Genomic DNA, 22,637 nt, shown 5'->3' with positions numbered 1-22,637 from the left:
GACCGTGCTCATAATGTGCGGGTGATTGACGACAGCCGCTGGGGACAAACTCATGAGTTTAAAACTGTGTTCACCCTGACGTTTGCGATTTTTGCCCTGAATTTCCTGACCTTCTGGTGGGAGCTGGCGCGCTGGCTGGACAGTCATCTGCTGGATGCCCTGTACGGCTCAGACACCCACAGTCTGTTTAATCTGGCGGACATGCAGAACACCTCGGATGATTTAATCATGGGACTGGTGATGCGGACGTTGTTTATTGTGTTGCCGATGGTCTGGCTGGAGGCAATGGCCTGGGCCGGGGTACGGATGGGCGATGTGGGCGGCATGATGAGTCAGGGCGTCGGGCAGGTCCGGCAATCCGCCGGCATGTTCGGTCAGATGGTGATGCAGAAGATGATGTCGAAAGGAAAATAGTTAAACCGGGAGAAAATGTCAGGGAGAGGAGCTGGTCTGAATTTATCCGAAACTTTTGTCAAGACACTATAGAGATAAATAAAAGCATGACTTCATATGAGTGCCTTGAAAAGGTTCATCATTAAGTTCCAGAATATGAATTTAATATAAGAATTATTATTCTGTTAAAAACTCTTCAATTCTCTTTTTATCAACAATAAGAAAATAATCTTTAGATTCTTTAATTAGTCCTGTCCTAAGAAAAAAATTCATAAAATATCCGACCCGAGATCGGGTTGTACCTACCATATAAGATAGATCCTGATAAGAAATTTTATTCTTAATTGACGATATATTGTCATTTCGAATTTCTGAAGCCATCCTCATTAAAGAATAGGCTAATCTTTTCTCACTATTAAGAAGAACAAAACTAGAAATTGTCTTCTGGTGCTCTATGATTTCACTTGACATATAAATAAAAAAGTAATAAAGCAATTCTTTGTCTCTTATTTCTTCCAAAAATGAGGAAAAATTTATTCTTTTTACTACGCAATCAACTAAGGCAATCGCCGTTTCAGGGATAACAATATCAGATAGACCACTTTGACCAAAAAAATCGCCTTCCTTATAAAAACCAATGTTACATATTCTGCCATCTTCGGTTTGAAAAGATACTTTAACATGACCTTTTTCTATAAAATAGAAATTCCCCCTTCCTCCACTAATATATATATATTCATTTTTGTAAAACTTTATACTCTTTACAGAAGAACTGTCACTACGAATAAAGTCAATAATACTACTATTGAGATTGTCAGCACTATTACTCATGACTATAATTCCTTTCTTTAATTAAATTTATTTTTCATGAAAAAATGTAACATTCACTCGTCACCATTGATAAATAGAAACTAAATCATTAACTGTTTTTTGTGGGTGACTATTTTTTAATTTGACCAATAAAAGAAAAAATAGTGGCTCATATTGTTAAAAATTTAAATTCTGCTCTCACTCCATATGTCAAAATAGAGGCGGTGAAAGGTTGAAGTAATTCATTATCATCTTAGGTTATCATACAAAATAATTAGCTTTATTTGACTTTTCGATAAACGTAACTTATAAGCTGGCGGTAGGATGCTCAATATTGAGCGCCATGTTATTAACCTCAACTTTTTTTAAGTACTGCGATTCCTAATGGTTAGACTTTTCACTTAGGATGTATAAGTAATTAAGTTCAGGGTATGAGCCTATCTTGATTGGCATTTGAACTAGATATGTCAGTATTGCTCTGTAACTCAACTTTCTTTTACTATAAATGCCTGAATAATTGAGGGAGCGGTTAAATATAATTCGAATTAAATTACATTAACACCATGAATTATAAGATAATCACCTGTAAAATGAAATGAAATAGTGTATTCTAACCATGAATTAAGCACGATGCTACCTCCAACAAAAAGTCGATAATGTTTCGATGTGTTGTTGTATATATTTTTTGATTGGTTGCTAATAATTTTTATTATACCACTTATGTTAGGGATATTGTCATCCCTACAGGGTTGTCTGAATAAAGTACATCCTTAAACCAGAGTTAAGGTTAATTATTGAAAGCATGATCAAAACGTCAAAATCCCCTAATGACGCTATTTTTATCATTGATAATTAATTTTTAAATATGCTTAATTTTGAGCATTTTTCTTTGGAATAGAGCTTATATTTTTATAGGTAACTGGAGGATCTATGATTAAAAGTAAAAAATAGAAGAGGGACACGTGCATGTATGACAGAAAACAAATTGCTATTGTGGGGATATCTTGCCGCTTCCCTGGAAGTTACAATCAAGAGTCATTTTGGGCGTTATATCAAGAAAAAAAATCTGCTATTGTTGAAATTCCTGAATCCAGATGGTCGGTTAGTAAATATTACTCTCCACATTTTGAGAAAAATAAATCTTCAAGTCGTTGGGCAGGCTTAGTAGAAAATTTTGACCGTTTTGATGCCCCTTATTTTAATATCACGCCTCGTGAAGCCGAATTGATGGATCCTCAACAGCGCATCTCTTTGGAATTAGCGGTTGAATGTTTAGAGGACGCGGGTTATGGCGTTTCTGATGTAAAATCTGCGGATATAGGTGTTTTTCTTGGTGTATGTAATTTTGATTATAAGGAACGCCTGGAAAAATCAATAACGAATATTCAGGGGCACCTTTCGACCGGAACTTATACTACTCTCATTCCCAATAGAATTTCTTTCTATTTGGATCTAAAAGGCCCCAGTATCCCTATTGATACGGCATGTTCAAGCGCTTTGGTCGCCCTTTCTTACGCAGTGCAATCTATTCAGGCTGGCGATTGTGAAGCGGCTTTTGTCGGGGGAGTGAGTTACCTATTTAGTCACACTTATTTTGTTGCCTTTTCCCAAGCTGGGATGCTGTCCCGAACCGGAAATTGTAAAACGTTTGATAAACAAGCGGATGGTTATGTTCGTGGAGAAGGCGCAGGTATGCTCCTGATAAAACCGCTTGAAAAGGCGTTGGCAGATAATGACCGGATCTACGGCATCATTGATGCTGTGGCAGTCAATCATGGCGGCCATGTGGCTACAATCACCTCTCCCAGCGCCTATGCTCAGGCGAATGTAATAAAAAAAGCCCTTCAGAAAGCCAATATTTCTGCAAATTCAATTTCCTATATTGAATCTCATGGTACCGGAACACCAAAAGGAGACCCCATTGAGGTTAATGGATTGAAACGTGCATTCCGTGCCCATGCCAAAGAATGCGGAGAAACATTAGGAACGTCTTATTGTGTGCTATCCGGCTCCAAGGCAAATATTGGGCACCTTGAATCGGCTTCGGGGATGGTGGGCTTGATCAAAGGGCTGCTTTCCATTCAGAAGAAACGTTTGTTGCCTTTGTTTCAATTTAATGAATTGAACCCAAAAATCTCTTTGGAGGACAGTCCTTTTCATATCCTCACTGAGGAGTGCGATTGGCAGCCATCAAATGGCGAGATACGGCGCTTTGGCGTGAGTAGTTTTGGGTTCGGTGGCGTTAATAGTCATGCAATTATTTCTGAATATCAGGATAAAAGGTGTTCCAAACTTGAATCGACGACCCGTCTATTGGCATTTTCAGCATCTTCAGATAAGGCATTGCGAGCCTATGCATTGTTGATTTCGACATTCCTTCAGAATACACCGTCAGCTTCAGTGAGTGATTGCGCTTACACGTTAGCCAGAAGAACAAACCTGTCATATCGTGTCGCTTTTACATATCAGACTCGTCAGGAACTGTTAGGAAAGATTGTTGCTTTTGTCAATGGATTAGCCGCTGAAGCATTCCTTGCCGGCCAACATCCCGATAATGAAAAAGTGATGGCTTGGTTGACGGGAGAGCGGGGTAGTCTGAAAGATTTATTTTCAGAAGAGCATCATCGAATCATTTATGTTCCTCCTTACCCTTTTCAGCAAAACACGTATTTTCCCAATGAGCTTGAAGCGAAAAAAGAGGAAATGGTCGAGCAGGAAAAACACCATAGCTCCAACGCATTGTGCAAAATTGAGCCATTATTTTCCCCCGTTCCATCATTTTATGATGAGCTGAATCATGAAGGAAATAAGCCACCCATTATCTTTTCTATGTTAGGGGAAGAACAATCTTCAGCATTGAAAAAACATGTTTCGCCTGAGTGCTATTTTGAACTGCCCAAATTATCGAATGAGGCATCAGCGAATGACTGGCTTGACTGGTATTTAAGTTTTCTGAAACAACTTATCAGTGCCATTGAATCAACAAGGCCGGATTCTTGGATCTTGCTGTCTGACCAAGAAGACATCTGGGGAAATACGCTGTATGCACATGCACTCTCACTTGAAAAAGAGTTTGGGCTCCCTTGTGGTTGGTATCAACTCCATAATATTCCTTTGTCACGTCATATAGAGCAATGCCTTAAATTATTGCAAATACCTGTATCCGCTTCTTTTTGCCGGCGCTTGAATAATGCAACAGAATCAGAGGTTCTCACGCGAGAAGCCTTACGCTATCACGTCAGCGCATTTGCTGAATCAGCGCAACACAGAGAAATCTTCTCCGGTTTTAAACCCACGGTATTGATCAGTGGGGGAGCCGGTGGTTTGGGGCAAGTCTTTGCTAAATATTTAGCAAATACGTTTGAAGCAAATGTGGTGATAATCGGGCGCCGGAAAAAGGATGAACTGCCTGCAAATTGCATGATATCCGAGAAAGGAACGATTGAGTATATTCAGGCGGATTGCAGTCACCGTCAGGCATTGACCGCCGCCATTGAACAGATAGTCACCAAGTATAAAAACATCGATCTCATCATTCACAGTGCAGGAAGCATTGATGATAGGAGCATGTTTTTAAAGACAGAACTGCACGTCAGAAACATTGTTGAAAGCAAAGTGATTGGGTGTGAATTGTTGGATGAACTCACCCGTTCACTGCCTGTTAAACAATTTATTGTGTTCTCTTCAATAACGGCCATGTTAGGGAATCCCGGGCAAACGGATTATGCAGCGGCTAACCATTACCTCGTCGAGTTTGCCCATAACCGTAATAAGAAACTATCGCAAGGGCTGCGGGCTGGGCGAACAACCGCGATCTACTGGCCTTACTGGTTGGATGGCGGTATGAGAATCAATGAATCAGCCTTGTCTATGTTACAGGAAACAACAAGGACTGAACCCCTACTAACCGATGATGGCATCAGGATTTTTCATCATGCACTTATTCATCAGCCGGCAGAACTCTGTGTTGTGGCGGGAGTGGACAATAAAATTGATCATGTGCTCAATCGCCAGCAAGTTGGTCAACCAGTATTGAATGATGGAAAACCGGTATTGAATGATGGAAAACCGTTGGTTTCTGCCATCTTGTCGGTGATTACGGAGATAACAGGATTACGGCCAGAGGATATTGATTTAAAAACACGCTTCTCTGAGATGGGCATCGATTCCATTGCAATGGGGGGGATCTCGCGGGAACTGAGCCTGGCAATGGGATTTCCGATCAGCAACATGGTGTTGGCAAAAAACCCCAGCATACATGCCTTGGTGGAATACCTGAGTCAATCTTCTGAGCAACCCTATCGTGAAGCTGTTTTCCGACATCAGACGCCGGAATTGCCGGCACCATCGCACAATGAAATTGATGAAGGGGATGTTGGCGTGATTGGCATTGATTTACGCATGTGTGGTTCTGAACAGTGGCGTAATGCCTGGCCTTTGTTGAGCGAAAAGGTATTGGCACCGGAAATTTATCCGGAATCGCGCTGGCAGCTATTGCCGGATGAGCTCACCAAAGACATCGAAAGAGAAAAGATAAAGGGATATTTTATTCAGGACAGTTTGGCGTTCGACCATAAATTCTTTGGTATGTCGCGTCGGGAAGCTATGTTGATGGACCCCCAGCATAGGGCCTTGATAGAAAGCGTCTGGTCTGCAATCACGGATGCGGGCTATTCGCCTGCACAATTTAATCAAAAACGCACTGCCGTATTTGTCTGTATTGATGCCAATGATTACGCATTAATCACCGAATTTGATTCATCAATCGATGAGTTCTCAATTGGTTCATCGACACCTTATTTATCGGCTAACCGCTTATCCCATTTGTTCGATTTTAAAGGGCCGAGTGAGATTGTTAACGTTGCTTGTGCCAGTGTTTATTCCGCAGTTGAAAAAGCCCAGGCGTTAATCAACTCAGGTGTCGTGGAACAAGCTGTCATTGCCGCTGCGCAAATCAACTTATTGCCATCCCGATTTAAAGCGTTGCAGAAAAGAAATCTGCTGAGCGCGGATGGCATGGTTAAACCTTTTGATAAGGATGCGCACGGATTTGTTCGTAGCGAAGGGGTCGGCTGCATTCTGTTAAAAAATCTGAAGTTGGCGATTGCGGATGGCGACGAGATTTTGGTCAAAGTCAAAAGTGCGGCGAGTTGGCACGGAGGACAGGGCTATTCCTTTACTGCACCCGATGCCTCTACGCATGTGAATGTCATGGAAACCGCTTTCCGGAGAGCACATGCGGATGTCGAAAAATTACACTATGTTGAAGCTCATGGGATTGCTTCTCATATGGGTGACCTCAGCGAAGCAGAGGCCGTTGCCACATTTTTATCAACGTCAGAACATGCATCTTGTGTGGTCAGTTCAATGAAGTCGAATGTAGGGCACCTTGAAGTCTGCTCCGGCATTGCCGGATTTGTACGGGCAATACTGGCGATTAGACATCAACAGGCACCCGGCATAGCCGGATTGCATGAACTCAATGAAGGAATCGATACCAACCGTCTGCGCATCAAGCGCATCAGCCAGCCATTGAATGCTCTGACAGGCTCCCTTGGTTTGCTGTCATATGGATTGGGCGGAGTGTCTGCATTTGTCCTTTTAGAACCCTTTGTCAATCAAACTGATGAATCTAGAAAAGATCGCATTATTGAAGAGCAAAAATATGGGTTCTGTCTTTCAGCCAATAATGTTGAATCACTAAAACGGTATGTTGCTTCGGTAATAGAACAGATTCACCAATATCGCCATATCACACCGTTATCTCAGCTGATATCGACATTGCGTTTTTATCGCAAGCATTTAGATGTTCGTTTAGCGGTAAACGTCAGCAGTTATGAAGAACTGCTCAGTAAATTGGAGGCATTTTTGGCCGGGCACGCCGTTGAGGGATTACAGACGTCTGTGGGCGGTCAGGGTAATGACGTCATGCTGGCAACCTTGCCAGAAACATTGCGCATGTGGTTAGAGAAAAAAGGAGACGATAAAGAAACAGCCTTTTCCGTGGAGAAACGGAGTTTCTGGCCGAAATACCCGTTTGATCATTCTTCACTGCTTTATGCTGTACCAAAGAAGAAAAATACCAAGCTGAATGAGTCATAAAATACATCAGGATCACAGATTATTCGCGAGAAATAACGATGGAGAATACACGTTATGGAAAGTAAAGTTGAAGATTCAGTCATAAATGCACTTAAAGAGATGATGGCAAAAGCTGTGATGCTAGGTCTATCGTGTTCTGAAGATAAAATGCAGGGCAGCATTTTGCAGGAGAAAAATACCGATATAGTGTCAAAATTAACTTCGCTATATCAATCGACAAATAACTTTCTGGCAGTGGCGGGAATCGATAAATCAGCCGATGAAATACTCCCGCTGTATAACGAAATCATATCTCAACTTCCGGAGGGGAAATGCTGATATGGATAAGTTAGAAGAAATTAAAGATTTTCTTGGCAAAGAAATCATGACGGCGATGTATATGACACCGGATGAGTTAGACCAAAATACGTTATTTTCAAGTTATGGTTTGGAGTCAATAACGTTGGAAAAGATCGTCGCCAACATCAATAAACGATTTCTTATGAGACTCTCGGTACAGGAAATTCTGCCGTACCAGAGCGTTAATAAAGCCGCCAACTTTATTCATTCTGTACTTGAGGGAAAAGTATCATGACAACATCCTCTTCAAATTATGATTATGTGGATCTCCCTGAAAAAGAGCGTCTGGAGTATGAGCGTATCTTTTTTCTCAGGAATTTATTTTTAAAGCCGGATTTGTTTCAGAATGAATTGAAACAAGTTGAACAGCGTATAGCCTCTGAATTGCCCGCTTTAGAATCGGGGTATTCAGCAATAGAAACGTATGAAGTCGGGGAGTTGACTTGGCAGAAACTGGCAAAGATCTACGCTGAAGATATTCGTCCCATTGTCATTAAAGGATTTGCGTCTTCTTTCCCTTGTGGTGAGTTATGGACACCAGAATATTTCAGGGATAACTTCGGCGATTTCCAGCTTTGGTATTCGACGACAGAAAAACTGTTTGAAGAAAACGGCACATCACTGCGTGATTATATTAATGCGGTATTAAACGGTGATGTCAGTCGGGCATACCTTGAAAATTTAAGTGATATTTTTAATAAACACCCCATTTTGCATCAACAAATTGGCATTGATCGCATTGATAACTTTTTAGGTGATTTTGCCTCATACCATAAAATTGCCCAGCTCTTCATTGGGGGACCGGGTACAGGGGCGGTTTACCATTGTGCGAATGAACTGAATTGCTTCCTGAATATTTATGGCCGTAAAGAGTGGATATTTGTTCACCCCAAATATTCAGCGGCTATGTATAGTTCTATGTTCAATAAAGGGATATTTGTGGGCTCATTTGTCAAGCACAATGCACCAGTCAGATATTTAGAAGAACATCAACCCCTTTATAACCGGATACCGAAATTAAGAATTACGCTGGAACCGGGAGACATGTTAATTAACCCCCCTTGGTGGTGGCACGCAATTAATAATCAACCGCCTGTATCAATTGCGATTGCTTCGCGCTGGAAGATTGAAATGCCTTACCAACACCAGAATCCGTTATATGAATTTGTGCAATCCCAAAGAGCGGAAAGGCTCACGTTGGAAGGGAAGAAAATGTCGGAGAACGATGTTGTTGTCCCTGACAGTGAATTACGCAAAAAATATGTCTCTTATAAAGAGATGGGATGGGTGGGGAATTGATTGCTAAACGTGGCATGTCTTTTGGATAAAATTCAAAAACCGTAATATCATAAAGTTTGTTTTTTTAATCCAAAGGCTGATCTCCGGTGAATAAGCACCGCCAACAAAAAGGCAAAGCGAAAGACAAAGGAGATAGCCACAATGCACAAATTAACGATAAGGTAGCCATCTTATGAAAGAATTTAAAGATGATGAAGTTTACTCGGTATTTAATCATTATCCTGAACAGTATCAAAAAATATTATTGACGTTAAGAACATTAATATTTGATATCGCATCAAAAACGGCAGGCGTTGGTTCAATTACTGAGACTTTAAAATGGGGACAACCCAGCTACCTTACTCTTGAAACGGGATCGGGAACCACAATCCGGTTAGATCGTTTCGGCCATTCGCATGTGGCTATCTTTTTTCATTGCCAAACCACATTGGTTGATACGTTCAGGACACTTTTCCCTGAACTGACTTATTCAAAAAATCGGGCAGTTGTTTTAGATCCAAAGGCTGATTTGCCAATAGATGAGTTGAGTCTATGTATTGAGATGGCACTCACATATAAGTTGAGAAAAAGAGATAACAATTTCATTTAGCAAACGGGATGTTAACGATGAAAACATGTACTGTCGCAATGTTTCCCGGACAGGGCGCCCAGTTTCAAGGCATGGGGCGGGATCTGTTCGATAAGTACCAATATCATATGAGAATGGCACAACAGGTATTGGGGTATTCACTCGCTGAAGTGTGTAAAAGTGAAACCGATATTCTTGACAGAACGGAAGTGACGCAACCCGCTCTGTTTGTCATTAACATTCTTGATTACTTAGAAAGTTTGGAAAAACAGGGCATAAGGGCTGAAATATTTGTGGGCCACAGTCTGGGAGAATATTGCGCGTTGTTTGCAGCCGGCGCGTTCAGTTTCGAAACGGCCTTATCTATCGTTCAGGAGCGGGGGCGATGCATGGCGCTTTGTTCTGAGGGTGCGATGGCAGCTGTTATTGGGCTGAAACGAGAACAGGTGGAGGATTTATTATCAGCGTCCAATTTCAGTGACGTAACCATAGCCAATTTTAATTCGCCAAAACAATTTGTTATTTCGGGTGATAAAGTTGAATTGTCTCAATTTAAAGAGAGTGTATTAAAGGCGAAAGGCGTTTATCATCCTTTGCAGGTTAAGGGTGCTTTCCACTCGAAAAGAATGGCAAGTATTTCAGGAAGATTCAAACAATTCCTTGAAAATAGTCATATCTACCCATTGAACGCCCCCGTATTATCTAATGTAACCGCTGATTTTTATCCATTGGATAATCGTGATCAATTAATCGATTTATTGGTCAAGCAATTATCGTCCCCCGTGCGCTGGCAACAATGTATAGAGAAATTACCGGCAGATAAAAATATTATTGGTTTTGAATATGGGCCAAAAAATGTTGTTGGCCCGCTGGCTAAACAAATATTAGGTGAGCGTATTACATTGATGAAATAACGTCGTCATTATTTAAATAAATGGGAGTTTGATAATATTTGTGATAACAAGTTAAAAGTTTATCACCGCTACCTTATTATTTAATAATCGAGTTTGTCTATATATTCATTTTATTATCATTCAAAGATTGCATTTATTTCTTTGAAATAAATCATTGTTATTGCTTGCCAGAATATATCCGATGAATTTCAAAGTACCACCAATAAATTGGCAATTTGAAAGCCGGGGTATATAAAAATAGGAGTGTTATTGATGGAGTATTCTATTATCGGCGTCGCCGCACATTTCGGTGGCGGCGTGTCATTATCTCGTTATTGGCAAACATTGATTAAGGGCGGATCTTTGATTGATGTGATCGGGGAAAAACGCTATCAACTTAATAATTGTCAAACGCCGGTTAAATGGGGGCACAGGGAAAAGATACGCGGCATGTTTATCGAAGATATTGACACGTTCGACAGATATATCTTTCCCCTTTCAGGCTCTGCAATTATGTTTGCTGACCCCAGACAGAGATTATTTCTGCAAACATGTTGGCAACTGCTTGAAGATGCAGGGTTACCGCCTTCAACGCTGTCAGGCAAGAAGGTAGGCGTTTTTGTTGCGCAGGATGGCTGGTATTTAGACGCTTACGTAAACAGAATTCCTGATGAACATCGGGGAAGTCAGGAGTTTATTGTTCCGGGAAACGATCCTTGTTTTTTGGCAAATAGGGTCTCTTTCTTTTTCAACTTCACTGGGCCATCAATTGTTGTAGATACAACCTGTTCAAGCGCGTTTGTTGCTTTGGATACGGCATGTCAGGCACTTGAGTCCGGTGATTGTGATTACGCTATTGTGGGCGGGGTTTCACTGTTTTTGAACCCTTGGAAAAAGGGAGAAACGACCGCAACTCCCTTTGAAACCAGCGCGGAGGGCATTCACAGTTTTTCAGAGAAGGCTTCTGGATACCGAACCTCAGAAGGATGCGCCGCTTTACTTTTGCAAAAAAACAACGAGGCATTGAACCGGCATCACCATGTTTATGGTGTGGTACAAGCCACGGGCCATAATTCAGGCGGTAAAACCAATTCATTTGCCCAACCAAATCAAGAGCAGCAAGTCAGGCTGTTTCAAACGGTATTAAAACGGGCGGATCTTTTGCCTGAGCAGATTCAATATGTGGAAGCGCACGGCGTTGCTTCTCAAATGGGAGATGCGATTGAGGCGAATGCGTTGGTGGATGTTTTTGGCCGTTCGCAGGAGGTTTCGCCCTGCTATGTGAGTACGGTAAAACCCAATATTGGCCATAACCATGCAAGCTCAGGGTTTTACGCCATCATTAAGGGACTTCTGGCTTTCAGGTTTAACCAAATCCCCCTCATCCGCGGATTGGGCAAAACCGGATTGAATACAGGTATTCCGGCAGATACCAAGGGAATTCATTTCCTGACAGAAACGGTGAATTGGTCAAAATCTCAGGAAAATACCCCTCGACATATCTTTTTCAGCAGTTATGGGTTCAGCAATGTGAATGCGGCTATCATCCTGCGGGAAGCGGATAACAAACCTGCCGTCGATATCAATCCCCTTGGGGAAACCGCAACAGAGACGCCGGTAGTGGTGTGCCTGTCCGCAAAGAGTCATGCACAGCTCCGCCAACAGGCAATCAACCTGTATGAAGCCGTGAATGAGCCGGATTTTGCCCAGAATTTCACTCTGTACGATCTTGCTTGGACGCTGAGCACAGGAAGAGAAGCATTCACACATCGTTGGGCAACGATAGTGTCGTCAATGGAACAACTACAGGGCGTATTAAAGGCATTTATCGAATATCCGGAAATAGAACATCCGGCAATATATTTGGGAACACGGGCACAGAACACACGCGGGGAGGCTGTTGCGGCACAGTGTGCAGAACTGGAAGCGGTGATCAACCATGGGATTCAGACCGCGCCATTAGAGGTTGTTGCACAAAGTTGGGTCGCAGGGGCTGATATTGACTGGATGCAGTATTGGGAGTCTTGGGATAGTGCTGAATGGCGCGCCATTCCTTTACCGGCTTACCCGTTTGCCAAAGAAAGCTATTGGATACCCCAAGGTGAAGTCAGCCAGCCTTCGTCTCCGGAAATATCGCTTCAGGAAGATACCCGTCCGTTCATTCATCCATTTGTCCACCAAAACACTTCTGATTTTGCGGAACAACGTTTTAGCACAACATTTTCTGGTGAAGAATTCTGCCTGAAAGGCCATGTGATTCATGGCATCCGCGTGTTGCCGGGAGTGGGGCATTTAGAGCTGGCCCGCGTTGCCGCACACCATTCATTTGGATCAAAACTGCGGGATTTATCAGCAGAGCGGGACAATACAGGGCTTACGTTGAAAAATGTTGTCTGGGCGCAGATTATCGGTGTAATTGATAAGCCTCAGACGACCCATATTCGTTTTATCAATCATGGGAAGGGGGAAGCGGGGTATCAATTATACAGCCGCGCAGAAGAGGAAATCATCCATAATTCCGGTGTCGCTGTACGCAGGGCGCTCACACCTCCCCCTGTCTATGACATTGACAACCTGAAATCCCGATACCGGCAAAACGCGTATTCCCCTAAACGGTACTATGAAATGTACCATGCGCTTGGCTTGTATATGGCGCCGGACTATCAGGGCATTGAAGAGCTTTATGTGGGGATGGATCACATCTTGGCAAAACTGTCGCTGCCCCCATCTCTGGAGCCGACCAGAGAGCAGTTTGTTTTGCACCCTTGCTTGATGGATGGCGCTCTCCTTTCATCCGTTGGGCTATTGATGCGTTTTGGCGATCTCGACAGGCCCATTCCACCTAAGTGCTTAATTCCCTTTGCCCTTGATGAAATCGAATTCCATGACGAAAGCGCCCAATTGCACTGGGCATGGATCAGTTACAGCGCTGACAGCAGTGCCTCAGATCCCTTCCCAAAAGTAGATGTCGATTGTTGTGATATCAACGGCAAGGTATGTATTCGCTTTAAAGGTTTTAGCTGTCGTGGGCTTGGAGCGCAATCGGCCCAACCCGCAGAGGTTGAACCTTACTTATTGCAGCCTCAGTGGAAAAGTCAGGCGTTGCCTTCCGACATACCCTTGCGGCCTTTTACAAAACGCATTGTGTTCTTGTGTGAACTGGAGAACCTTCAACATGCGCCGTTCACTTCTGATACGGGCACCTGTGAGTATATTGTGTTGCCAAAACCTCACCGTGATGAAGGTCTGTTAGGGAGGCAGCAAAACGTCATAACACTGTGCCAAAAAATTAACAGCCTGATTAGCTCTCCTCCCGCAACCCCTATTCTGATTCAGCTTGTATTACCGGAAGCAGAGGTATTACCAGAATATGCCATGGTGACAGCGCTATTAAAAACCGCCTATCAGGGCAATGCCAATTTGTTGAGTCAGACGATTTATTGTGATGATGCAGAAGGGCTGGTGGAAAAACTGTCAAGAGAAACCTCACAGATAAAACATGACGCCATACTGTGGCAATCCGGAGAGCGTTGGATTCCTCATTGGACTGCCTGGTCACCTGAAAACAAGTCACCTGAAAACAAGTCATCTGAAAGTCAGTCAGAGACTTTAACATCCCCTTGGAAAGAACAGGCAGTTTATCTCATTGTTGATGAAGATGGCGGTATGGGGCGCTTTATTGCCAGCGATATCACCGCGCAGACAGACTCAGCCATTGCCATTGTTTTGAAAGAAATTGCCTCGGAAGAAAGTGCCTCAAGCACATCTGAAAAGCATCAATACCAGATCACGAGAGCGTCCAAAACGGCGACCACTGACGGCGGGACAATAACGCTTGATGCATCTGCATTGGCAGCCTTCATCAGCAGAATTGAGCAAAATTTTGGCGCACTGCGGGGCGTATTTTTCTGTGTAGGTAAACGCTTCGCTGTGACTTCGCAGCGCGTAGAGGAAGAAACGGTAAATTCAGTACTTGAACGTTATCAGGGCCTGTCACAGCTGGAAAAGGCCACTCATGGCCTGCCACTTGATTTCTTTGCGGTAATGACTTGCAGGGATGGGGTATTGGGGCACGCGGGCCAACCCATGTTCTCAGCTTATTGTGCGGCGGTGAACAATTTTGCGCGTGGCGGGCAGCCGCGTTATGCGTCAGCACAGCGTCAACGACAAACACTTTCCTTGATCCTTCCCCAACATAACGCTGTGGATGGGGAGGCGCTCATCAGCCATATGGCACTTCGCGCCTTGTATCAGGCTCTGCATGAGAAATTCAGTGGTGAATTAATGCTGATGGAAGGGGGCGCAATAGAACGTTTCAGAACAGAAATGCTGGGCGTTCGCCCGTATTATGAACCGCTATCTTCATCATCTTCATCATCTTCATCAAATCCAAAAAATAATATCAATCCAATTTCCGTGCCGGTGGCTCCGCCAACGCAAGGGAAAATGCAAGCCTCGCCCGCCCTTGAAGCTACGGCGGTGGATGTGATCAAACGGGTTGTGTGCAAAGCGGTCAGCCTGCCTTTGGCCGAAATTGATGCAGAAGCCAGCATGGAGCAATATGGAATAGATTCCATTCTTTCCATCCGTATGACGGAAGCACTGGAACAGTATTTCGGGGTACTTCCCAAAACCCTGTTTTTTGAATATCTCACCATTCGGGAACTGGCGGCTTATTTTGTTGAGCATCATCACCCTGTTTTAGCGGGGTGGGGTCACAACGAGCAACAAAATATCCAACCGGAACCAACGCAATCGGACTCCCGCCTGCCAGTGCAACAGGTTGCCGATAGAACCAAACAACTTGCTTTCTTTCCGGCGAATTCTCCGGTGAATGAGAAGGGCAATACCACAAATACCACAACAGATGCAGGTGACATTGCTATTGTCGGTTTAGCTGGGCGTTTTCCCAAAGCAAGGAACATGCGTGACTTTTGGAAACTCTTGAGGGAAGGGCAGGACTGTATTACCGAGATCCCGTTTGAGCGCTGGGATCACGCCCGCTATTTTGACACGGATAAAACCAAGCGAGGCAAAACCTACGGCAAATGGGGAGGATTCATTGATGGTGTTGATGAATTCGATCCGCTGTTTTTTAACCTATCGCCTCGGGATGCCCGCGTAATGAGTCCGCAGGAGCGATTATTTTTACAATGCGCCTACGAAACCATTGAGGATGCGGGATATAGCCACAGGGCATTAGGTTCCCGTGACTGGACACGGTTGCCTAAAAAGATGGGCGTGTATGTTGGTGTCATGTATGGGGAATATGAGTTTTACAGCATAGAAGCATTGGCAAAAGGACAAGTTCTTGAACAATCCATCGTGACCGGCAGTTTTGGCTCAATAGCAAACCGGGTATCGCATTTCTTTAATATCAACGGTCCCAGCCTTGCCGTCGATACCATGTGCTCTTCCTCACTGACGTCAATTTACCTTGCCTGTCAGGCTCTCAGACAGGGTGACATTGAAATGGCCCTTGCGGGCGGAGTTAATGTTTCAATTCATCCCAATAAGTATTTGATCCTCGGTCAGTCGAAGTTTTTATCTGATGAAGGACGGTGCCAGAGCTTTGGTGAGGGAGGAACGGGATATGTTCCGGCGGAAGGAGTGGGGGCTGTTTTATTGAAACCTTTGGCGAAAGCCATTGAGGATGGCGATCATATTTATGGGGTTATCAAGGGAATAGCGGTCAACCACGGCGGCAAAACCAACGGCTACACAGTGCCTAATCCGATCGCGCAAGCCGAAGTCATTTCTCAGGCAATCCGGTCCGCTAACGTGCACCCGCGAGCCGTCAGCTATATTGAAGCGCATGGCACAGGAACGTCACTTGGCGATCCCATTGAGGTATCCGGCCTTAACCGGGCATTCCAGCCGTATTTGCAACAGAATGACTTGCCAAAGGATGGTACACAAGAGAACGCATTTTGTGCAATCGGATCGGTAAAATCCAATATTGGTCACTGTGAAAGTGCGGCAGGTATTGCAGGGGTTGCCAAAGTCCTCATGCAAATTAAGCACGGGCAGTTAGTGCCTTCTTTGCACAGCCGTGAACTCAACGCCAACATCAATTTTGACGCCACCCCGTTTTATGTACAGCGCGAACTCACCGACTGGAAAAGGCCGCTGTTGGGTGAAATATCGCAAGGCGGGCATGGGCAGCAGATAAACCCATCGGAACACCCCAGAACGGCAGGCATTTCATCATTCGGTGCTGGAGGAACAAATGCGCACCTGATTGTCCAAGAATACATTCAGGATAACGGATTGCATCCCACCTATAATGACGATTGGCCAAAATGGGCGGTGATACCACTCTCCGCAAAAACGCATGAACAGCATCGTGAATTAGCACAATCCCTATCACAGTATGTCAGGGAGCAGGCAAAATGGCATCCGGAAACCGCCGAGGCGGCGTACTTGCACAGTATTGCCTATACCTTGCAGACAGGGCGGGAAGAGATGGAGGAACGGGTTGTCTTTATTGTGGATTCCCTGTCTGCCCTGATTGATGACCTAAAAGGATTCTCGCTGTCTTGTTTACTGCCAAAACATGGCTGGATGGGACGGGTAGACAAATTTAAATACGCCAGACAATCCATAATTCCCGTTTATGCCGGAAAGGGCAGGCATGAAGAAGACTATGCGCAGTTAAGACAGATCGCGGATGCCTGGATCCAAGGGCATGACATTGATTGGCCGTCGTATTATCAATCTCTTCCCAGACGGCCAAACCGCTTAAGTTTACCGACTTATCCTTTTGCCCGAGAAAGATACTGGATACCAGCGTCTGAAGTTCAAGCTGAGACGTTCTCAGAATCAACGGAAGATACCGATTCGGTGGTGTTCTATACCTTAGGCTGGGAGCGGTGTGATATCCGCCAAGGGACATCAGGCGCAGCGGCATCGGGTGACACGGACGTATTTGTCATTGGGCATCTGGATACAGCTTCATTGACTGAGTTGGCCTCGTTATCGGGTGTGGAAAACATCCATTATCTTCATGCTGAAAACGGGACACATACAGATAGCTCGTATTCCGCTGCTTTGTCGGATCTTGTTCTGCGATTGGTTGATTATTGTCAGCAGCGAATTCGCTCCGGTCAAACATTGCCATCGCGGATAGCGGTTTTTGCGCCGTGGAAAGAGCGCGGCTTGCCTTACCGCGCTTTGCTGGGGGCACTGCGAACGATCAGTATGGAGTTTCCTTCGGTACAGACGAAGCTGATTCTGGATGCCGCATTGGAAAGCGCAGACAGCGAAATGGAAAGTGCAGACAGCGAAACTTTCTGCCGACATGCTGAAAAAGAACTCCTTTCTTTAAACTCCGTTTTGTCAAACAAAGATAAAGCGAGTGCCGTGCTCTATCAGAAAGAGGGAGATCGTTTTGTCTGGCGTCCAAAAGTGGTAGAGCCGGCATCCTTAATGAATCTTCCCTCCTTGTTTCATCGTGAATGGTTTCATCGTGAATGCCGAGTGGTGTGGATCACGGGGGGCCTGGGCGGATTGGGATACCAGATTGCACAGTATATCGGGGCAAAAACAGGGGCATCCCTTGTGCTGTCAGGGCGTGCTGCGATTGATGCCGATAAAGAAGCCCGACTGAATATGCTGAGAAAGCGCGGCATAAAAGCAGAATATATGCAGTGCGATGTCAGCAACCGTGAGGCACTGGAAAAAACCCTGATGCAGATCCGCCAGCGTTTTGGTGCCTTGCACGGCGTCATTCATTGTGCCGGGGTGATCCACGATGCGCTGATTATCAATAAAACCGGGGAAGAGATTGAGCGGGTGATCGCCACGAAAGCCTCGGCGGCCTGTCTGATTGATGATGTGACTCAATATGAACCTCTGGCGTTTTTTGTCATGTTCTCTTCACTGGCCTCTCTGGGGAATATCGGTCAGATAGATTACGCGGCGGCAAACGCCTTTCTGGATAATTTTGCGGAGTATCGTGAGGAGTGGGTTCGGAAAAATAAAAGAAGCGGAAAAAGCCTGTCAATTAACTGGCCGCTTTGGCAGGAAGGCGGCATGAACGTGACCCAAAGGGGTCAAAAGCAGATGTTTGATACCTTTGGGATTGTGCCTCTGGACACAAAAACTGCACTGGAAACACTGGAAATCGCACTTCGTTCACCTTTCTCTCAATTTGGCGTGATGAAGGGGGACGCTCAAAAGATCGCAGATTATCTGGGATCCACTGTTGATTCTTCATCTGATGCACTTCTGCCAGAACCGGAAAAACACGCATTATCCCATGAAGTGGATAGTGAACTAACCCAGCATAAAGCAGAATCGGTGAAAGCCATTGCGGACATTGTTGCCGATAAACTCGCTGAACTCTTGGGGATGCGCGGTGAGGCGATCGATATCCACCGGCAGTTTGGTGACTATGGCATGGATTCTGTCGGGTTGATTGAATTGGCGGAGTACATTAACGCCCGTTTTGAGGTTACGTTGTCGCAGGCGAACTTGTTAGAGTTCAACACGCTGAACCGTGTGACAGAACATCTGGCTCAGCTTTTGCCACAGCAATCCCCTTTAACCTCTTCTGCCACACCCTCACCGGCAATGCCCATTTCTGCCACGTTAACCCCGTTTGCCATTGTGGGATATGACTGTATGTTTCCCGGTGCCAAGAATGCGGAAGAATACTGGCAGAACATCGTGCAGAAAACCATTTCTATTCAGGGCATCACGCCGGAAGCGTGGAAACGGCGTCACATTATCACACCGTCCGCTAAGGAAGAGGCGGTAAGGCGTATGCAATCCTCCGGCTTTTTGCAGGATATCGACCAGTTTGATGCCAAATTCTGGGGTATTGATGCAGAAACAGCAAAACAAATGGATCCACAGCAACGCCTGTTGATGCAGTGTATCTGGCGATGCATTGAGCATGGGGGCTATGATCTGGAAGACCTCACGCAGCGCAAGGTCGGATTATTTGTTGCTGTTGACTCCACCGACTACAAATCCCTGATCAAGGATCATTCTCTGATCAACCATGTCGAAGAATGTGGCGGATTACAAGCTGGCCTCAGTCTGGGCATGATGGTGAATCAGATCTCTTATTTCTTCAACTTTACGGGACCCAGTGAAGTTGTCGATAACGCCTGCGCCAGTGTGTTTGTCGCTTTGCAAAAAGCCCGACAGGCAATTTTACAGGGAGATTGTGACGTCGCCATTGTTGCGGGAGTGAAAGTCATCCTTGATTTTATGGAGTTTTATATTCGGGATCAGGGCGGCATTCTCAGCCAGTCCGGCAAAATGGCACCTTTTGACCACATGGCCGATGGTTATATTCGGGGCGAGGGCGTAGGCGCTGTCATGATTAAGCCCCTGGAGCAGGCCCGCCTTGCCCATGATCCTGTTCGGGCAATCATCAGGGGGGTGGGTATTTCCCACAACGGCCGGAACGCTTTCTCGTCAATGGCACCGAGTATTGAAAAGCAAGAAGAGAACATCAGAAATACCTATCAGTCAGCGGGTATCGATCCCCATTCTGTTGACTATATTGAAGCCCACGGCTCTGCGACCCAATTTAATGACATCAGTGAACTTGCTGCATTCAAAAAGGTTTTTTCAACCCATAAGGCGGTGTCACACCGTTGTGTCATCAGTGCGGTGAAAGGCAACATTGGTCATTTGGAAGCCGCTTCGGGTATGGCATCCCTGATTAAAGTGATATTGGCAATGAAACATGGTGTCATCCCGCCCATTGCTTCTTTCTCTCAATTGCACCCGTCGATTTTTATTGAAAATACGCCCTTATTTTTGCCGCGTGAGCCAGTTCCTTGGCAACACGTGGAGTCAGGCACAACCGAGCCAAGACGCGCCGGATTGAATTCCATCGGGATCACGGGGGTAAATGCGCACGTCATTCTGGAAGAGTCCTATCCGTATCCGTCAGGCTCGTCGGTTCCTTCCCAAGGGGACGAATACTTTTTAATTCCTGTCTCGGCGAAATCCCCAGAAACCTTAAATGTTTATCTGAATCAGTGGCTGGATTATGTGCGTCAGCAAAAATTATCCCGCACTGATGACGCACTGACGCTAAGGCACTTTGCATACAGCGCCCAGACCGGCCGCTCGGATATGCCATTCCGCGTAGCCATCATCGTTAATGATTTAGAAAAACTTATCACGACGCTGGAATGGATCCTCACGGAGAAAAAGGGGGCAGCAATAGAGGGTGTGAGTGCGGTGGGTGAAGTTTCTCCCAAAAGTCGTCCTCCCAAAAAGTACGTGGAATTTTCCACCGCATTACCGGTGTTGAAACAACTGGCAGACGATTGGGTTGCTGGCGCTTGCATAGATTGGCAAGGGTTTGCCCGTGATCAGGGGGTATACGTTGATATTCCCGGTTATCCGTTTGATGAACAGAAATATTGGTTTTTTGCAGAGTAGTGCATTGAAAAAGGAATAGAGAGATGAATGAGAAAAACATGTTACTGGAATCACTGAAAACCATAGCGAAAGCAGTCTTGCAACAAAGCGGTGATATTCGCACTGATGTACATATTCAGGAGCTGGGATTTGATTCTAAATCACTGGTCATCTTTACGGATAAGATCTCCGCTGTTCTGGATGCAGAAATCCACCCCGGAGTTTTGTTTGAGTTCACAACGCTGGAGAAATTTGCGGACTACCTGATTGATTATCAGGCGACAGCCGTTGCGCAATGGCGGGCGGCCTCAACCCCAGTTGAGTTAACGGAGAAAGCAGATGAAAACGCCGGCCGGAGGGCTGGCTGTGCTGAAAATATGGAGCATGACGCTTACATGGCAGGCATGGGACGGGACATCAAACAGCACCTTCCTGTCATCATTGGTGGCGGCATAGCCGGTATGCTAATCAGCCACCAGCTTGCTCAGGATAAGATCCCTCATCTCATCGTAGGCAAACCAGAAATTGGTGATACCCCCAAATTGGGTGAATCCATGACAGAAGTGGTGAGCCTTGAATTTGCCCGGCGCTTTAAAGCGTTGTCCCGCTATTTCTATTCCAAAGAGTTCACCCCGTTTTATATGGGAGAGCTGGTTGCTGGATTGCGATTCCATTTTTTCGAATCTCTGGCCTCCCTTTTCATGGAAGAAGATATGCCGAAGCACTTCATTCACATTGACAGACTGGGGTTTGATAAGGCCCTTTATGATGAAGTGATTGCCGCGCCGGAATGCACTTGGGTTGAAGCCTTCGTCGAACATATTGAATATGCAGGGGAGAGTGACAGGGTGGAGTTGCTCCACCTCTCAGACGGGCAGATTATTCACCCCTCTTATGTCTGGGATTGTACCAACCACATTCGCCTATTGGGCCGCAAAATCGGACTTACATACACTGAGCTCGACAGTCGCAGGCAAGTGATTTTTACCCATTATTATCAAAAAGCGGGAAGCACACTGTGTGATGCAGACTCACTTCCTTGGCTTCACGCAACATCTTTATTGAGTGCGGATGAAGAGTTTGATCAGTTAAAGGGGGTTTCTTGGTTGATACCCATGGGCAGTTATGTCTCCGTTGGCATCAGTATGTTGCCTGAAGATATTCGGGATCGCACGGCGGAAGAAATTATTGCCTTGCTGACAAAAGCCTATAAGAGGCGGGGAACCGATTATTCAAAACATTTCACCTGCCGGCGGGAAATCGTCAGCCTGCCGACACAGCATTTCACGCATGAGCGATTCAGTGGAAAGAACTGGGCGCTGGTGGGCGGAAGCGGGATCAGTACGTGGTTTACTTCCGGCTCTAATTTAAGTATCGCAACCTTTATGTCCTCCATTGCATCAAAAATCATCCAATCACCTGAAATATATGGTGAATATTACGAAACCCATGTCCGTGGCTTTGTAAAAACCCAGACGATTTATGACACCTTCATGGAATCGAATATTGGCGCAGTAGACGCCCTCAAGTTTTTGAGCGGGGTTGTTGAACAGGCCAGAAGCCGCATTACCTCTTTCTTCCTGCTTGATGAGATCGATGGGAAAAACAGCGGTCACGTTGCCCGTGAGCTTTGGCAGGAGGATATCGCCATTGACAAAGAATACTTCGATTTTCTCAGGCAGATAGCAACACATGCCCGCCCTGAAGATCGCCAACAGCAGACCGCGTTGATATTTCAGAAACTCATGCAATTGAAATCAACCGAACAGCAGGTGCGGCTGCCTTACTTGAAAGACAGCAAAGTAAGACAGGAAAAACCGCAATTATTCATATAATTATGTGAT

General features: G+C 45.1%; 10 protein-coding genes. 9 read left to right on the top strand and 1 reads right to left on the bottom strand.

The annotated features are described in order from the left end of the window. Positions 1-414: conjugal transfer protein TraG N-terminal domain-containing protein (locus FE394_RS05820; RefSeq protein ID WP_319925461.1), on the top strand; the 414-nt coding region annotated here is incomplete at its 5' end. 156 nt (positions 415-570) lie between these two features. On the opposite strand, the gene FE394_RS05815 is transcribed toward FE394_RS05820, so the two are convergent. Beyond that, positions 571-1,224: a Crp/Fnr family transcriptional regulator gene (locus FE394_RS05815; protein ID WP_319925460.1), complete on the bottom strand. Its 654-nt coding sequence runs from the start codon at positions 1,222-1,224 to the stop codon at positions 571-573. Between the two features lie 945 nt (positions 1,225-2,169). Here FE394_RS05815 and FE394_RS05810 point away from each other — a divergent pair. From FE394_RS05810 to FE394_RS05775, 8 genes are all read left to right on the top strand, one after another. After that, the gene (locus tag FE394_RS05810; RefSeq protein WP_319925459.1) at positions 2,170-7,305 is read left to right on the top strand and encodes an SDR family NAD(P)-dependent oxidoreductase; all 5,136 of its coding nucleotides are present in this window, start codon (positions 2,170-2,172) and stop codon (positions 7,303-7,305) included. A gap of 54 nt (positions 7,306-7,359) precedes the next feature. Further along, positions 7,360-7,623, top strand: a complete 264-nt coding sequence (locus FE394_RS05805) for a hypothetical protein (protein ID WP_319925458.1) — start codon at positions 7,360-7,362, stop codon at positions 7,621-7,623. 1 nt (position 7,624) lies between these two features. Then, positions 7,625-7,879 carry an acyl carrier protein gene (locus FE394_RS05800; protein WP_319925457.1) on the top strand — a complete coding sequence of 85 codons (255 nt, stop codon included), beginning with the start codon at positions 7,625-7,627 and terminating at the stop codon, positions 7,877-7,879. Beyond that, complete coding sequence (locus tag FE394_RS05795; RefSeq protein WP_319925456.1) at positions 7,876-8,943, top strand: cupin-like domain-containing protein; 1,068 nt, start codon at positions 7,876-7,878, stop codon at positions 8,941-8,943. The genes FE394_RS05800 and FE394_RS05795 overlap by 4 nt, the downstream gene beginning before the upstream one ends. A 172-nt stretch (positions 8,944-9,115) precedes the next feature. Continuing rightward, on the top strand, positions 9,116-9,532 hold the full coding sequence (locus FE394_RS05790) for a DUF1801 domain-containing protein (protein ID WP_319925455.1): 417 nt from the start codon (positions 9,116-9,118) through the stop codon (positions 9,530-9,532). A 17-nt stretch (positions 9,533-9,549) separates the two neighbouring features. Further along, on the top strand, positions 9,550-10,425 hold the full coding sequence (gene fabD / locus FE394_RS05785; RefSeq protein ID WP_319925454.1) for an ACP S-malonyltransferase: 876 nt from the start codon (positions 9,550-9,552) through the stop codon (positions 10,423-10,425). Between the two features lie 252 nt (positions 10,426-10,677). Further along, a complete protein-coding gene (locus FE394_RS05780) occupies positions 10,678-20,814 on the top strand; it encodes an SDR family NAD(P)-dependent oxidoreductase (RefSeq protein ID WP_319925453.1) in 10,137 nt (3,378 codons plus the stop codon). A 23-nt stretch (positions 20,815-20,837) separates the two neighbouring features. After that, complete coding sequence (locus tag FE394_RS05775; RefSeq protein ID WP_319925452.1) at positions 20,838-22,628, top strand: phosphopantetheine-binding protein; 1,791 nt, start codon at positions 20,838-20,840, stop codon at positions 22,626-22,628. The last annotated feature ends 9 nt before the right edge of the window (positions 22,629-22,637 follow it).

The organism is Xenorhabdus littoralis, from assembly GCF_033949345.1.
Taxonomy (GTDB): domain Bacteria; phylum Pseudomonadota; class Gammaproteobacteria; order Enterobacterales; family Enterobacteriaceae; genus Xenorhabdus; species Xenorhabdus littoralis.
This window is presented reverse-complemented; position numbering and strand designations above follow the sequence as displayed.

Bases quoted from the DNA above. Each gene is read 5' to 3' on its own strand.
- FE394_RS05815 (WP_319925460.1), bottom strand. From the start codon at position 1,224: ATGAGTAATAGTGCTGACAATCTCAATAGTAGTATTATTGACTTTATT.
- FE394_RS05800 (WP_319925457.1), top strand. From the start codon at position 7,625: ATGGATAAGTTAGAAGAAATTAAAGATTTTCTTGGCAAAGAAATCATG.
- fabD (WP_319925454.1), top strand. From the start codon at position 9,550: ATGAAAACATGTACTGTCGCAATGTTTCCCGGACAGGGCGCCCAGTTT.
- FE394_RS05780 (WP_319925453.1), top strand. From the start codon at position 10,678: ATGGAGTATTCTATTATCGGCGTCGCCGCACATTTCGGTGGCGGCGTG.
- FE394_RS05795 (WP_319925456.1), top strand. From the start codon at position 7,876: ATGACAACATCCTCTTCAAATTATGATTATGTGGATCTCCCTGAAAAA.
- FE394_RS05775 (WP_319925452.1), top strand. From the start codon at position 20,838: ATGAATGAGAAAAACATGTTACTGGAATCACTGAAAACCATAGCGAAA.
- FE394_RS05810 (WP_319925459.1), top strand. From the start codon at position 2,170: ATGTATGACAGAAAACAAATTGCTATTGTGGGGATATCTTGCCGCTTC.
- FE394_RS05805 (WP_319925458.1), top strand. From the start codon at position 7,360: ATGGAAAGTAAAGTTGAAGATTCAGTCATAAATGCACTTAAAGAGATG.
- FE394_RS05790 (WP_319925455.1), top strand. From the start codon at position 9,116: ATGAAAGAATTTAAAGATGATGAAGTTTACTCGGTATTTAATCATTAT.